This is a genomic window from Pseudomonas sp. UMAB-40, assembly GCF_900095275.1.
GTDB lineage: Bacteria > Pseudomonadota > Gammaproteobacteria > Pseudomonadales > Pseudomonadaceae > Aquipseudomonas > Aquipseudomonas mandelii_B.
The window spans coordinates 39,671-54,746 of sequence record NZ_LT607567.1; the positions used below are offsets into that span (position 1 = coordinate 39,671).

The window sequence follows — 15,076 nt, forward strand, 5'->3', positions numbered from 1 at the left end:
GGAATGGTGCCCGAGACAGGAACCACACCTAACGGAAAAACCTCAATGTTCATTGGCTAAAAACAAAATCAACAAAGACCAATGGACTATTCAGTGTACTTTTTAAAGATCGCTGGGGCGATGAACGACCGCCGTCAGGCACCCAGTATATGTCGAACGTCCTTTTCTATAGAAGGCAACCGTCAGTGACGGCCCTTAACACCCTCCCGCTTCTGTAACTGCCTTTCACCGCGTAAGATGCGCGCCCAAGAAGGCACGCCCCTAAACATGGAGTTGATCAGCAATGTTCCCATCATCCCAAACGGCCAGCCCCGCGCCGATCAAAAGCACATCCCGTGCATTCAGCATCAAAGGGGTGATGGCTATTGCGATCATTGGTCTGTTGAGTGCCTGCGCACAGCTGCCGAAAACGGATAGGCCGGCAGCGCCTCTATCTGTCACCGATCAAATAACACAGTCATGCGAACTGTTGCCTGAGACCGTCACCAGCGAAAAGCTGATCGGGACTTTCAAGGTAAAAAACACAATTCCGGGGTGGATTGAATTTCCTGGCCGATCCGAAGACAAGCTATTCGACTTTGACACCCTGTACAAAATCGATAACGGCACTGAATCTTCTTTGTTTCGGGTCAGCGAAAAGAACTTCATTAATGGTTCTATGTACCTGGGCCGGCTGACATGGCAGAGCAACAAGGCATTAGATCCATCTGGGAAATACAAATTTTACGCTGTTAGCGTTGACAAGAATAAACCAGGCAAGACCATGACCATGGTCGGTGACTCTATAACCTGGTGGAGTAACGGCCGGTATTTGCGCTGCCTGCTTTCCAAGCAGACTTCGGGGATCAATTTCATCGGGCCGCATACCGATTCATTTGGGTTTGGTCACGCCGGTGAAGGCGGAAACAACACGTTTGAAATTCTTGGCAGGCTCGATGCCGTACAGCGATCTGACTACTATTTTCTTCTCGCGGGAACAAATGATTGGACGCTTGCTACGCCCGAGCAGTCGTTCGAAAACATAAAGAAAATTGCAAAGTCGCTTTCGGAAAAAGGAGGCTCAGTTATCGTGTCGACCTTGCTGCCGCGATTGGACAAGAATGACAGCAGAAACCAAGTTCTAAATAGACTTCTGCTGTCGTGGAATGGCGACGGGTGCAAGTGCAAAGTTATTGATCTTTACTCAGAGTTCAGCAACATCAAAGACTACAAGACAATGTATTGGGATGAAGGAATCCACCCAACAATCATTGGCTATAAATACATTGCTGAAATACTTGCACCTAAGTTGCAGCAGGCAGTTGACTCGAAAGAGCTTCATGCCTCGTCGACAGAAAGCAAGTAGTTACGCTTGCTTCTCGGCAACGAAGAACGACCCCTCCACCACCGACGCGGTCACAATTGTTCCGTTGACCGCGCCGTTGACTAGGGTTGAAGTGAAGTTGTTGATCACACCGGCCCCAGTTATCGAGAGAACGTCAGACGACGCCCTGACCTCGGCACCTGGGTAGAACTTTGCAGGCAGCGTGCACAGCGATAGCGAACCCGATGAGATGTTCCCGCCGCCAGTGGCAGTGATCCCAAGGCTGTAGAGCAGCCCCCCATTCACACGAGAAACACTCGATACATCCCCTGCCTTGTTCTTCAGCGTGCCAGCCAACTTCACTGGGAATGGCATGTCATTGAGCAGTGCACTGCGCTTTGAAGTGACCGACAGTCCAAGCGCACGTGCGATCTGGGTAAAGATCATTTCGTTACCCTTGAAGTTCGGGTGAGCGTTATCAGCAAACAGGCGCAGCGAGGTAATCAGCTCTGATGCAGCTGGCGTGGTATCCACAATCACCGCACCACTCGGTGAAAACTTGTCGGGGAACGGGATATAGATCCCCTTCGTTTCCTTGGCAATGCGCTTGAGCTGGGTGCGTACCTTAGATGTCGTTGCGCTGTACCAGCAGAAGTCGCTAACCACAACCAGGCATTTCTGGTTGTTCGCGTACTGAATAATCCAGTTAACGCGGGTCAGAAAGTTGTTGTAATAGGTCGTGTTTGTTTCAGCGAGCGAGTCATTAAAACCGAGAGCCAGGACCATCGCGGCGCAGTTTGTGGCAGCGATAATCCCCGCTTCGGTCATTGTCGCCAATTGACGACCGCTGATTGAGTGGTTGCATACATTCATCAACGCGAAGTGTTCGTCGGGGTTGCCGACTATTTTTTGATAGCGGACAACAGGTTGCAACTCAGTTGGCAGCGCGTCTTTCTTGGTTAGGCGTATAACGACTTCACCTTGGCCGCCATCGCTCACAATCAAAGGGCTTTGAAGGTTGTACGTTTTAGTCGCAAACGCTGTGTTGAGCTCTGCAACAATCGCCCCGTTTACCGACACGTCAAACTTTCCGCCACCAGGTTGGCCAACGTAATAGATGGTGACGATGTTGTTAATCGCCGGGATCGTAATTTCCATATAGGCGGTGTTGTTGGTCGACGATACCGTCTTGCCATTGATTGCATCGCCTGCCGCTGCGCCAGTGTTGCCGATTGGCCAGTTGTAAATACCAGTCGAACCAACGAGCGGGCCCCAATCACCGAACCACGTCACAGTGTGCAGTTGATCGGTCTGATATGCCGGCACCGGGTTGAACAGAGCATCAGTCGGAATGGCTCCCAGGTTCTTCGAGCCAAACTGATTGTTGATCGCCTTGGCCAACAGCGCCGGCCAGCCATTGGTGTAAACGTTGCCCTGGTACGCGCCAGCGCTGATTGAATCCCCAATGATGTTCACCCCGTGGCCAAGGTTCAGCACATTGCTGGAACGAGACATCAGCGGCTGGGCGGCGTTGATGACGGGTATTGCGTTGAAGGTTTCGGTGATTGCTGCTGCGTTGGCAGCGATCCCCGCCGTGTGTGCGTCGAGGAGCATGCCAACAGTCTGTATCGTGCCGAGCGGGTTGTAATGGCCGATCCCCTGCGAGCCCATCAGAACGTTGGTGTAGCTCGACAAGGACTGGACAGAGCGCGCAACCCCGTCCGGGTAGACGAACATCACGTTAGCGGCGTTGTTGAGCGGCCCGGTGAAGTCATCAAGCAGGCCGGCGATATAGCGCTCGTTGTAATACTTCGTCACGGCGTCCTGAGCGTCCGTTGGGTCCGCGAGACTGGTGATACGGCGATTCTCTGCGTAGAAATAATCGCGCCCAAACGGCCGGGTGAGCGCCCGCTTGAAAATTGAGAACCCTTGCTGAATCAACATCGTCAGCCGATCGAACACATCCTCATGCGTCTCAGCCAGAAACTTGCCCTGGTTGCGCAAGGATGTTTGCTGGAAGGCTTCCATCTCCCTTGAAACGATCAGCTGCCCAGGCCCCGCAAGCGTAGAGACGGTGACGATACTTCCGCCCGCCTCATTACCCGCGCCATTGACCGTGTACTGCGTCCCCAGCATCAAAACGCTACTCACACCGGTCGGGTTGATGTACGTGACAACCAGATCCTCGTTCGCCAAGAACTTGAAGAAGAACGGGAAATTTGTCGTTACCCCGTTGGTAGCAAACTCAGCAACGCTATTAAGAGTTGGTACGGTCACTTGTGTGACTCCTTTTCTTGAGGCGAAAAAAAGCCCGCTTAACGCGGGCTTCGATGGGGATGGGTTGTGTCAGCGGGCGATTCCTAGCGGGTCGGCATAGCTCTGCGATGGGCGTACCAGGAACTGCTGGCCGTTCTCTTTCTGGATGCGCTGTTCGGTTCGGCGCAGTGAGCCGGGGTTCAACGCCTCCTGGACCGAATAAAGGAACAGGTGATCCATGGCAATGCGGGTGTAGAAGAGGTTGAGGAATGGGGTGTTGTTCTGGGCCAGGCGCATTGCCGACGCTGCAGCATCATCACCGGAGCGGACTTTGCTCCAGAGGTCGACGGCGCTGGCGGCGGTACCGAGTGTGGGTCCGGCCAGAGTTTCCAGCGGCTTGTTGCCGAAGCGGCTGACCTCTCCAAACATAAAGTCGCCGAAGATGCCGAAGCCACCGCCCTGCACCATGGCCGCTACCCACGTTTTCGGATCGTCGACCGGGCGCGGCTCGCGACCTTTGGCGATGTCCTTGGACGCCATCGACAGATAGCCAAAGGCTGTTGTCCACAACAGCAGCTGGGCAAGCCCGAGCTTTTCGCCGTTGCCATTGCGCAGGGCGGCCATCAGATCCTTGCTTCCCCGGTAGCCCTCACCCAGCGGGGTTGGCGCGTACCCACGGCCGTACAGCTCGCGGCCCAGCGTCTTCTGCATGTATGCGGCCGGGAAGCTTTTGAACTGGGTCAGGAAGCGGTTGAGGTCACCCATCATCGTGCCCGGGCGGGTGCCTTGGTTCATGATCGATCGTGTACGGGCATCTGGCTCAAGAACCGCATAGCTGACCCGGTCGTTCACGTAGGCGCGCAGACTGCGGTCCAGGCCTTCGCGGGTTTCACGGATAGCCGAATCAGAAACCTTGCGGCCTTGAGATGCCAGGTAATCCCCGATGCGTTCGGCTGGGATATCCCCGATGCCGTCGGCGGTCAGGTAATCCCGGCCGTCAGCCATCTTGGTGTCCATGCTGCGCAACAGGTCCCACTTGCCGGCATCGATGTCGTAGAGCCCCAGCGTGCGGCGAAACCCTGCGTCCATCGTGCCCCACGCCCTGCCCTTATTCTGCGCAAGGTTGTGGGCCATCATCAGCCCGGCGCTGGCCTTGTTGGCATCGGTCCACCACGAAAGGCCATTGAGCTTGAAGAACAGCGACATACCCCGGCTCATCTTGCCGCCCACCGAATCGTCGGCCGAGAATCGGCGCATGATCTCCCCGCGCATCGAGTCGGCGTAAACGCCAAAGCTCGACAGGATCTCGCGTTGTTCCAGACTGCCGCGCCCTTTGGCGAGCCCCGCGGTCATTTCACCCAGCGAGCCGAGGAAGTTCTTGCCCTGGTACCGCATTTCACTGGCGGCCACAGGCAGGTCCGTGAAGCTCGACAGTAGCGCGCCACCCAGCTTTGACAGCGACTGCCACGCCCGAACGTTGGCGGCGATCCGCGCCTGCGTAGCGTTACCGGGAATTCTGGTCGCGCCGCTCACCTCGGCAAAACGATTCGCCAGCATCGTCTGCCGGGCAGTGTTGAAGTTGGTCAGCGCGGCGGGGTCGCCGGATTTGCGGACGTCCTCGGCAATGATGTCCATCGCCATGTTCAGGTTCGCTTCTGGATTGGTACCGAGGCGGCGCATCAGCGCTGTGTTCTGGCCAGACAGATCGAGGCCGCGCAACACTGCCTCGCGCAAGTTGCCGGTCCCGTATTGCGTGTTGTATTCGTGCCAGGCCACACCGTCCTTAAAGTGCAGCACCCGTTCCTGACTGATTTTCTTGGCGATGTTGGCCGGCCCGCGAAAGCCATTTGGTTTGGTATCGCCGGCGGCCTTCAGGTGGTCGCCAGTTACCAGGCCATCAAAAACCCCGCGCAGGAAGCTGGCTTCGTTGGCCACCCCGTCAAAGGTTTTCGGATCAAGGCGCGGCAGAATGTCTTCAACCCACTTGTCGAACCCAGCCGAGCCAATTTTCTCGCTGTCATGGCTCTGGCGGGCGATGTACCCGGGCAGGTTGCCAATGTTGGCGCCGGCCCGGTTCGCATCGATGCGCGCCGCTTCCTGGTACTTCTGAATAATCTTGGCGATATCGACCACTTGGTCGTTGAGCTTCGAGGTGTCCAGGTCGTTGCCGATCTTCCACAAAGCGTCGGCGATATCGACGTCAGCACTACCCTTGGCCAATATGGCGGTCAGGTCCTTGCGTTCCAGATCGTGGATTAGGCCGCCGATGTAGGCATCCCCCAGCGACTTCTGTTCGGCAGCAACGGACAGGCGCGACCCTTGGCGCGCAAGGTTGGTACCGACCAGCAGCGATTCAATGCCCAGGTCTGGCCGGTCGGCAAAGCTGCCACGCACAAAAGAAACAATCTCCCCACGACGACGCAGGTTGATCAGCGCATTACGTCGCTCGATCAAAGCCGCCTGCCTTGCCTGCTTGCCGAGTTCATCAGCAGCCCGCAACGTCGCCTGCTCCATGCCCAAGGCGCCCTCCCTGGCCATTATCTCTTTCGCGCGTCCGCGCAACAGTTCGAAAATCTCCGAAATCTCTTGGTCTTCAAGGTCGCCGGCGGCGGCCCGTACAGCATCTATGCAGGGAGTCATTGCCCGTTCCTTATGTCGCACACGGCAGCGGCGCGGTATGCCTTCGTATAACGTTCGGCCCGTTCAGCCTGGGCGATGGCCAGATCTGTTTCTTCGCGACCGGCAGCAAGTACGGCGGCGCGTTCGTTTTCCGGCAGTTGCTCGAGCATTTCCTTTACCAGGGCTTCATCCTCATCAAATGCTTGTTGCGCCGATTCCAGATCGTCTTGGCCTTGGGCCTTTACCTCACCATCGACGCGCAGGCTTTCCGATTGCCCTTGAGGATCCACGCTGCGGGTGGTCGGGCGCTTGACGTATTCCAGCGCCGCACCCGACTTTCCGGGGGCTTCAAGGTCAAAAAGAGAATTGACGTCGATATCGCGCCCGCTCACGGCTTGAGCCACGGCGCTGCGTAATGCGCTGTCGCGCACGGTCCAGTCTGCCGACTCGGCGGTTTCCCGGGCGGTGCGCACGGCAGCACCCAACGGCCGCTGCTGATACCCCGCCATGATCTGCTTGGCGCGGGCTTCGATCTGCGGGCGCAGGCGCTCCGGCACCTCGCCGCGCTCGATCAGGCCAAGGTCACGCCGATCAAACTCGCCGGTGCGGTTGCGCTCGATCTGGGTATCAATTTCGGCCTGACGCGTGCGGATCTGCTCGCGGTCGGTGGCGATCGATTCCCGCGCTGCGCGCTCTGCCTGCTTGCGGCTCATGCGCTGGCCTTGAAAGTCCTTCGCCCGCTCACGAAAAGTCGCGTCCAGATTCATGTCACGCTGTACCAGGCCGACGCGCTCAGCCTTCAGGTCGGCCACATTGCCCACGCGCTCACCAGTCAGTGTCGGGCGTATCTCATCAAGCGCCTGGCGCTGGGCGTTGCGTGACAGGGATGCCCCGTCTTCTTCAAGGTGGCGGGCCAGCGACATACGCAGGGCTGCGTCCGGGTCCTGATCGAATACACGCTCGAAGTCAGCAGCGCGCAGCGACTGAACAGGCGCGGCCTGCCGATCAGCAGCGTTCAGAACCGTCCCCGCCGGCGGTGCTTCGGTGGCCAGATTACGACGCAGCGCATCGGATACAGCCCCGCCAACGGTGTGCAGTCCGCCACCGAGGATCCCGCCAAGCGCAATGTTGGCCAACGAATCGGAAAGGCCGTATTCGGTCTGGTCCAATCCAGCCGCCAGCAGTGGCAGCGGTTCAATGATCGCCGCGCCCACAGCCCCCTCAACTGCGCCAACGCCCGCACGGACACCCGCACGCCCCAATGGGCCAGCGGCGCGCCCCAGCAACGCCGCATATCGAGCCTCACCCACCACCGGAACGAATGCCGAAGCGATGTTAAGCGGATCCAGCAACGAAGCGGCAAGGCTTGCAGCAATCTGGGTACCGAACGAACCACCGTTCGCCCGGGCCATGACTTGTTGACGGGCAGCCTGCTCGCGGTGCCGATCGACAAGGATGTCCAGCGCGCCTTCGCGGATGCCCTGTTCGGGGATCTTGATGTCAAGTCCCATGCCAGCAACGCGATCACGCGCGGCCTGTGCTTCGAGCAGTGGCGTGTCAGGCTCATTGCGCGGCGGTACCAGAATTGATTCCGTGTCACCGGTGAGCCTCAGGCCTTCCTGTGCCTGGTTGAGAGATTCAGTGCGAACGATCGAGCTTGACGGGTTGGTGGCAAAAGCCCCACCGAACGAAGCGTCAAACACTTCGCCCGACTCTGCCGGGATGTCCAGCATCGTGCGCCGATCGAGAACCTGTGCGTCACCCGCGAAGATGGTCAATTGTAAATCCCCATGCTTGGTGCCCCAGATTTGGACGGCGCGCTAATGCCCTTCTGTTGCAGTTCGGCCCAGCTTTTAACGACCGGCTTGCCGTCCTTGCCGCGAACCCGGTACCCGTTCAGTGTCAGCGCCAGACCACTTTCATCATTGGTCGGCACCCACTGGCCACCGGCCTGCAATGCTTCGTACAGCTGGGTAGCATTCTGTTCGTCGGTAACGCCCTTGAGCCCAGGCAGCCCCATCAGTTCGTCAGGCTTGAGAGTGCGCAAGGCCTGCTCGGCGCCGCGGCTGACCGCGTTGGTGTCCAGGGTTTTCGGCACGCGGTAGGTGCCGAAGAAGTCGTATTTATCGTTGACCATCCCGTCGACAACCTTCTGCGCGGCGTCCTTTGGGCTTGCGCCCTGAAGCACGTAGGACGTTGCAGTGCGAACGGCGGCCTTGTGCATGGTGCTGAGGGTATTGATACCGCCAGCTTGCCCCTGCAAAGACTCCGCGAACGGAAGCATTGCCTGTTGCACCGCTTGGCCGACCTCATCCTTTTGGCCCTTCTGCAAGCCTGAGTACAGGTCTGCGTCTTTTATCGTGGCCACTGACGCCATGCGCTCAGCGATGTCCTTCGGCAGATTGGTGGCAATTACTTGGGCTTCGGCCGGCAGCTTGTTACCGACCTGCTGCAACACGGCCGGGAAGTTCTTGCCCCACAGTTGCGCCTGCTGCTCGATCAGCGTGGCTGCGTTTTCCCCGCCTTCAACCTGTTGATTGAACTGTGCCGCGAATTGATCAGCGGCCGCCTTCGGCAGGAGTTGCGGTTGAATGACCCCAAGGCGCTCCTGCTCTGCAACGGTTGCGGTGGCGTAAGCCTGATAAGCCTCTGGTGTCCCGGCGTCCTGCGCTGCTGCGAAAGCCTGCTGAACGACGGGGCTGTACTTGGCGACATAGGCGGCCGGGTCGGTCTGCTGCTGCTTGAGCAGGCCTACACCAACGGATGTCAGGTGCTGGTAAAGCTGGGAATCTTCCTTGAAGCCTTTACCCACAGTAGGCACGCCGTCGCCGCCGTACTGCTTGGCCTGCTGTTCGTGCAATGACTCAGCGTAGGCGGTGGCATCTTCCGGGTTGTCGAACTTGCCCAAGTGCTTTCCGGTTTTCTGGTAGGACTTGATTGCTTCCTCGTTGCTGAGGATCTTGCCGTCATCACTGACAGTCGGAATCAAAACCTCCTGACCATCAAAGTTCGCCGATATCGATCGCACTGTACTGATCGACCCATCGGCATTCTTCACAGTCGGCCGGGCATTGAGGTCAATGTTGCCCTGTTCCAACATGCCGGCGGCCTTGTCACCAAAGAAGGATCCCGCCGCCGTCCTGGTCGGATTGAATTTATCCAGAATCGCTTGGCGCTCTTGTGGGTCGGCGGTGGCAAATTCGCGAATAGCAGGCGCGATGGCCTGCACCTTGGAGAAATTCTCATAAGCGTCAGCGGCCTTGTCCTTGCCATAGGCGGCGTCAAAGTCGGCACGGGATGGCGGGTTTTGGAAGTCCAAACCCTGCGAATAGGCGGCGCTGGCATCCTGCACGCGGCTGCTCAACTCCATGCGGTTGATGGCCTGCATCTGCCGCGCCTCGACCTGGCGCTGACGGGCTTCCGCTTCCAGCCGGCGGAAACCCTGGTCAATCCCGCTGCTGGCACGGATCTGGTCTTCGGCGGTCATCGTGTCTTTGAACGAGTCGAAGTAACCCTTGGCCTTGGCCGGGTCGTCGACCAACATCCGCTGAATGACGGCCGTCGACATGCCGCTATTGGTCTTAAGACGCTCAGCCTGTGCCGCCTCAGGGGAAAGCCCCAGCCGCTCGGCGCGACTGGCCAGAACGGCGTCGATCTTCTGCCGATAACCCTGAACCTTGGCCGGGTCCTGGTAATCCAGCGCAGCGCCTTGCATCGAGGTTTCGAGCTGGCCCTTTTCGACTTCGCCGTAATAGTTCTGCCGCTCGCTGTATTCGTACCGGTTCAGGTCATTGGAGAGCGAGTTGCGGCGGCTGGCCACGATCTGGGCATAGCGCGACCGCTGCTGATCGTTGGTCAGGTTCTTGGCGATCTCGGCTTGGGTCTGCTCGAACTGATCCAGCGTCTGGTTGGTGACGTCGAGGGCGTTCTTGCCCTTGCGGGTGAACACGCCGCCGTTCTCGTCGTACATGGCCTTCTGTTGCCACTTGGTCAGCTGGTTGTCAGCGTCCATCAGCAACGCGGTATCGGCCTTCTCCCGCTCTTTGTTGACCAGGATCTGGGCGCCACGCTGGAAGCTCTGCAAGCCGTCAGCGATGGCCGAGTTATCAGGGGCAACGCCGCGCAGCTCAACCGCACGAACAGGCTGCTGGCCGACCTGAGCCGTGTCGTATGTCGGTACCCGAGGCATTTAGCGACCTCCCGCGAATGAGCCGAAAGCGCTGCCGAAGCCGCCGAGAATTGACCCCGTAGCCTTGTTGCCGGCATTGGTGAGGACCTGTTGTGCGTTGCTACGGTCCTGCTGTGCCTGGATCTTGTAGCCGTAAGCCTCCCGCGCCGCGTTGTTCTGGATCGTCAGGGCATCCAGCTCGCCGATCATGGCGGTGTCGTCTTGGAGCTGCGCAGCGCTGCCACTGTTGACGTCGATACCATTGGCAGCCTGAACACTCTTTTGGGTGCCAACCGCCTGCCCAGTTCGAACACGCTGCCAGTCCGCTGTCGTGTCGCCGGCGTTGAGTGTTTCTTGGGCGGTCTGGTCCTTCAGTGCCGCGTTCCCGGTCAGCATGTTCGCGTTGTAGGCGCCTTCCTGCTTGGCGTTTTGCGCGCCCATCATGCCGCCGACCATGGCGACGGCGACTGGTATCAATGCCATCCAGCACATATTCAAATCTCTCTATTCAATGTGAAGGGGTGGAACGGGAAGCGCCGATATCCGTAAGGAACGGCCGGGCCGAAGGTGAAGCCGAGCCACTTGAGCCAGCGAATGGCGGCCGTGTTGCGGGCATCGACGTAATTCATCAGGTGGTGATGGCGGGTCAACATGCCCTGAACCTCGGGCTTGCAGACTTTCAGGAACGCCCGGGCGTGGCGCTCGACGTGGACGGTACTGATCAACCACGGCACGCCGACAGAGCCGAGAATGCTGTACGTGGCATCCCCAAACACCGCAACCACCAGGCCGTCGACGACAATCTTTTTGGCGTTGAGGCTGCCGGTGATCGCTTCGACCAGGGCCTTTTCCATCGGGATTCCCAGCGCCTCGGTTATCTCGTCAATATCGGCCTGGCGCACGATGGGCAGGATTTGCGCTACGTCTTCAGCCGTTACCGGCAACACTTCAGCGGCCACCGATGGTCACCTCTGGAATGACGGCCAGCACGGTCAGCGGCAGCGGGTCTGACTGGCGAATGAACACCCGGCCCTTGCCCTGCCAATCGTTGGAGATGGCGATAGCGGTTTGCCCAGTCAGCAGATCAAGCGGCTGCTCGTAGGTGTCCCGCTCTGTCTTTTCCTCGTACAGGGAATTTTTGTCTTTGCCGGCGAAAATGCCGCGCGACTCCTCAACAACGACCGTCAGCGACGTGACGGCAATCTTCTTATCGAGAACCGTTTCATTGGCATTTTTCAGCTCAATGTTGAGCGTTTCCATGTCGGAGTTGTACGGTAGGCCTACGTGCACAATGCCGGCTTCTTCCTGCAACTCGACGGACCCGGCCACCACCACACGCTGCGGGTGGACGCTGCCATCAGTCAGGATTGAAACCGTCTTGCCTTCCAGATGGCCGAGGCCGGACAGGGTCTTCACCTGAAGGGCCCAGGTGGACACGGCGACACCACGGAGCGATGCGGGACAGGCCACCAAAAGCTTGACGGATACAAGGCTGGTGGTTGGGGCGCTCACCACCTCAACGCGAACGATATCGGTACTGGTGTCACCATTCGCGTCTGTGATCACGCGCTTAAGCGAGTAGTGGCGCCCGATGCTGCCGAAGGTGAAAGGCGTGTGGCCGACAGCTGTCATCGTCACGACTTCTGGATATTCCCAGGTAGTGCCACCCGATAGCGTCATGGTTTTCAGTGGGTCAGCGTTTCGGCCGTCGTAGGTCAGGCCACAGTCGACGAAGAAAGCATCCTCGATCGAGAGAATCTGGCGCGTCGCCATGCGCTCGACGTATCGCTTTATCACGCCGTTGATGCTCCGGCGCACCACCATGTACAGGGCGTCTTCTTGCCCCTCAGGGATGCAGGCGATGGATTCGACAAAGCCGTCAGTGTCGTGCCAGTGCCAGCCAACAAGCTGCTGTTCAGGCAAATAGGTGAGCCCCAGCAGCTTCCCGTCGTCGCGCACGTACCAAACAATCGAGTCCGGAATCTTCTGATATGCCACGTCGGTCAGCTTGTGCCCACGGAACAGGTGGGCGCTGAACAGCGTCAGGTCGCCAGCGACAAAGCCGTCAGCTTCGAGCGAGTAGCCGAACGACGACACACGGCTGCCGCGCGCCTGGAGGTACACAGCGTTGTTACCGACAACCACTGGCGGGACCAGCGACGAACCGTCATACCCCTTTTGTCGCGCCTGAATGGTTTTAGCTGTCAGCCCCGTGTCGCCGCCGGAGAAAGTCCACTCACCACCAGAGGTGAGCCCCAGCAGGCTATCCAGCCCCACCAGGTGGCGCATGCGGTTCACCTCTTTGCTGGCAATGGTGAAGGTGATAGCGTCGTCGTCTTTGTTCGGGATCGAAAACCCGAAGTTCTTGAACAGCCCTGTTTTGCTCATCCACACGGTTTGTGGATTGGCGTTGCTGCCACCGAAGGCCAGGCGCTGCTGGTAGTAGCCAACGGCGCCCGGGTAGTTGTTGACGCCTACGAACGGATCGTTGCCATTCGGTGGCGTGTCGGTCTTCACGGCGGTGATGTTGCGGTCGGTGAACGTCAGTGCGGTGGCGCGACCGATGAAACCGTAGATACCAGCCCCGGCGTTGTCCTTGTAGACGATGTAATACGTGGCGCCTGGTACTGCTGGCCACACGATGGTTGCCGATGCCGTGTCCGCAAACACCGTCGCCGTGTTCGACGTGACAGGCAACGACTCGTCCAGGCTGTTGCCGTCATCAAGAACCGCTGTTACCTGGTAACGCCAGATCTGGGTGACGCCCGTGCCGGCCGTGGGCGTAGCGGTCGCTGATGCAGGGGCGGCGATGCGCGGCGCAAGGCTGATTTCCGATGTGATCCAGTTGTCATGCGCCAGCCGGCCCAGCTCGCGAGGCTTGTAGCTTGGGTGTGCGAACGTCATCAGATCGGCTGATTGGGTGAAGTTCAGCTGCGGCAAATCGTACTGGGTGTAGGGCATTGCCAGCTGATACGGCAGGCCAACGAACGGGCCGCCACCGAACACGATCTGCCCGCCATCCTTGATGACCCGTAGCACCAGGTCACCAAACTGCAAAATGTAAGTCTGTTCGTCGTTGAACTGAAACGGGATCAGGCGATTGAACTTGGTCGAATCGGCAACCTCGCACACCAACCTGGTGCCAGGGCGGTTACGCACGCCGCCGTAGGGCATGACCATGAAGTTGCGGCAAAGCTTGAGCCCGGTGTAATAGCGGGCGATATCGCTGCGGGCACTGGCGGATGGCGACAGCTCGCCGGCGGCGAAGGTTGGCTGCAATACACTACTCATGAGCGCACCAACACGAATTCAGATTCAGGTTCTGGATCGTCCTGAGATTCTTCGAAGGCAGAGGCCTCAGCCTTGGTCATTGCCCGCTGATATTGCTGGTCGGCGTACTGCTGGAGCTCTGGCTTTGAACTCAGCGGCAACGCCAGATCCATCGCGATGCGCCAAGCAAACGCGTCCGCAAATAGAGCGTCGAAGAACGTGGCGTCTTCAACCCTGAACGTGAAGCGCACACCAGCCTCTGGCTGATTGGTGTGGATAACTCGACCGCCAGCGTCGTAGCCGATCTTGTAGGGGATCTGCTGATCAGCTGTAAGCGGTCCGCGCTGGCCCGGCAGGATGATTTCGCGGACTTTCAGGCAGTCAGCAGGGTACCGATAGCGGTACGCCCAGCCCGGCGCAGGGCTCCCGATGTCAGCCAGGGTGACGATCGACTCAGCAAACGGCCACGGGAATTCAGTCAGCACCAGTTCGCGCAACGTCCTATAAAACACGCTGCAGAGTTCTGCCGCCTTGCTTTTCTCAGTGAACGACACGATTGGCTGAGTGTATGCAACACGTGAAAGCGCGACGTTGCAGATCTCGATATCGCTAGACATTCGGGAACCTCAGAAATGAGAAAGGGCCCCGAAGGGCCCTTAGATTGGTGCGGTTGGATCAGGCGTCTGGCAGTCCGTTGCCGCCGTCACCGCCATCTTCCAGATGGTCATCGTCCTTGAGCAGTGGCAAGCCACCAGCATTCAGACGGGCGGCTTCCGCTTCCGCCTCGGCCTTGTTACCCGCAAATGACCCAACCAACACGCCCGCCGCATCCTTGACGACGAACTTGCCAGCGGCCCCACGTGCAGCCACGTAACCATCTTCCAGATGGTCATCGTCCTTGCCAGTTGCTGGCGCAGCCACAGCCTTGTTGCTGACCAGTTTGAGGTTGGAGCCTGGGCCGTCGATCTCCAGAACGACAGTTTCACCAGGCTCATAGAGTCGACCGTTGATAAACGAACGCTCCAGCACTTCATAGCGCTTAGGCATTGGTCTGCACTCCAGCAACCACGCCAGCAGTTACCTTGCCCAGTGTTGGGGCGGTGCCGGTCACGGTGTAGTTGAGGCGCAGGAAACGTTCAGTTTTCTGCGGCAAGGTGATGACCGGAGTCTGGTAACCCAGCTTAAGGTCGGCCAACGGGACAACGACCGAATACAAGGACCGTGGCGAGGCGAACCCCGAGTTGTCATCGGTCTGCAACTCAATGGTCAGACTAGTCAGGGTGTTGAACGCTTCAACGACCTGGATCAGCAGCGGGATATCGCCGGCTCGGCCAACGTCCTTGTTGTCGCCGCGGTCAATGGTGTTCGTCGATACAGCGGAGGCAGTAATTGCCTGGGCTGCCGAGAACTGCAGCTTTGCGTCAAAAAGCATGATGTCTTCTCCGTGAAGGGGAAAACCA

Annotated in this window: 11 protein-coding genes; 1 reads left to right on the plus strand and 10 read right to left on the minus strand. The window is 58.7% G+C overall.

The features are described 5' to 3' along the window. Positions 1 to 283 precede the first annotated feature (283 nt). Positions 284 to 1,345: an SGNH/GDSL hydrolase family protein gene (locus K0F88_RS22295; RefSeq protein WP_219096554.1), complete on the plus strand. Its 1,062-nt coding sequence runs from the start codon at positions 284 to 286 to the stop codon at positions 1,343 to 1,345. Here the strand turns inward: K0F88_RS22295 and K0F88_RS22300 are convergent, their stop codons facing one another. The 10 genes from K0F88_RS22300 to K0F88_RS22345 all read right to left on the minus strand — a co-directional run bounded on the left by K0F88_RS22300 (position 1,346) and on the right by K0F88_RS22345 (position 15,048). Then, positions 1,346 to 3,580 carry a phage tail fiber protein gene (locus K0F88_RS22300; protein ID WP_219096555.1) on the minus strand — a complete coding sequence of 745 codons (2,235 nt, stop codon included), beginning with the start codon at positions 3,578 to 3,580 and terminating at the stop codon, positions 1,346 to 1,348. Positions 3,581 to 3,649: 69 nt separating this feature from the next. Beyond that, positions 3,650 to 6,073, minus strand: coding sequence for a hypothetical protein (locus tag K0F88_RS22305; protein ID WP_257605329.1), 2,424 nt, complete (start codon positions 6,071 to 6,073; stop codon positions 3,650 to 3,652). Between the two features lie 122 nt (positions 6,074 to 6,195). After that, positions 6,196 to 7,956 (minus strand): hypothetical protein, encoded by a 1,761-nt coding sequence (locus K0F88_RS22310; RefSeq protein WP_257605321.1) that lies wholly within the window; start codon positions 7,954 to 7,956, stop codon positions 6,196 to 6,198. Beyond that, entirely contained in the window at positions 7,953 to 10,367 is a 2,415-nt protein-coding gene (locus tag K0F88_RS22315; protein ID WP_257605322.1) for a hypothetical protein, read from the minus strand. The genes K0F88_RS22310 and K0F88_RS22315 overlap by 4 nt, the downstream gene beginning before the upstream one ends. Continuing rightward, positions 10,368 to 10,829 (minus strand): hypothetical protein, encoded by a 462-nt coding sequence (locus K0F88_RS22320; protein ID WP_219096556.1) that lies wholly within the window; start codon positions 10,827 to 10,829, stop codon positions 10,368 to 10,370. It abuts the gene before it with no gap. An 11-nt stretch (positions 10,830 to 10,840) separates the two neighbouring features. Next, positions 10,841 to 11,305: a hypothetical protein gene (locus K0F88_RS22325; protein ID WP_219096557.1), complete on the minus strand. Its 465-nt coding sequence runs from the start codon at positions 11,303 to 11,305 to the stop codon at positions 10,841 to 10,843. Beyond that, positions 11,295 to 13,625, minus strand: a complete 2,331-nt coding sequence (locus K0F88_RS22330) for a hypothetical protein (protein ID WP_257605323.1) — start codon at positions 13,623 to 13,625, stop codon at positions 11,295 to 11,297. Before K0F88_RS22330 ends, K0F88_RS22325 begins: the two co-directional genes overlap by 11 nt. 8 nt (positions 13,626 to 13,633) lie before the next feature. Then, positions 13,634 to 14,233, minus strand: a complete 600-nt coding sequence (locus tag K0F88_RS22335) for a hypothetical protein (RefSeq protein ID WP_219096559.1) — start codon at positions 14,231 to 14,233, stop codon at positions 13,634 to 13,636. A 58-nt stretch (positions 14,234 to 14,291) separates the two neighbouring features. After that, on the minus strand, positions 14,292 to 14,663 hold the full coding sequence (locus tag K0F88_RS22340) for a hypothetical protein (protein WP_219096560.1): 372 nt from the start codon (positions 14,661 to 14,663) through the stop codon (positions 14,292 to 14,294). Beyond that, entirely contained in the window at positions 14,656 to 15,048 is a 393-nt protein-coding gene (locus tag K0F88_RS22345; protein WP_219096561.1) for a Bbp16 family capsid cement protein, read from the minus strand. The genes K0F88_RS22340 and K0F88_RS22345 overlap by 8 nt, the downstream gene beginning before the upstream one ends. Positions 15,049 to 15,076: the final 28 nt, after the last annotated feature.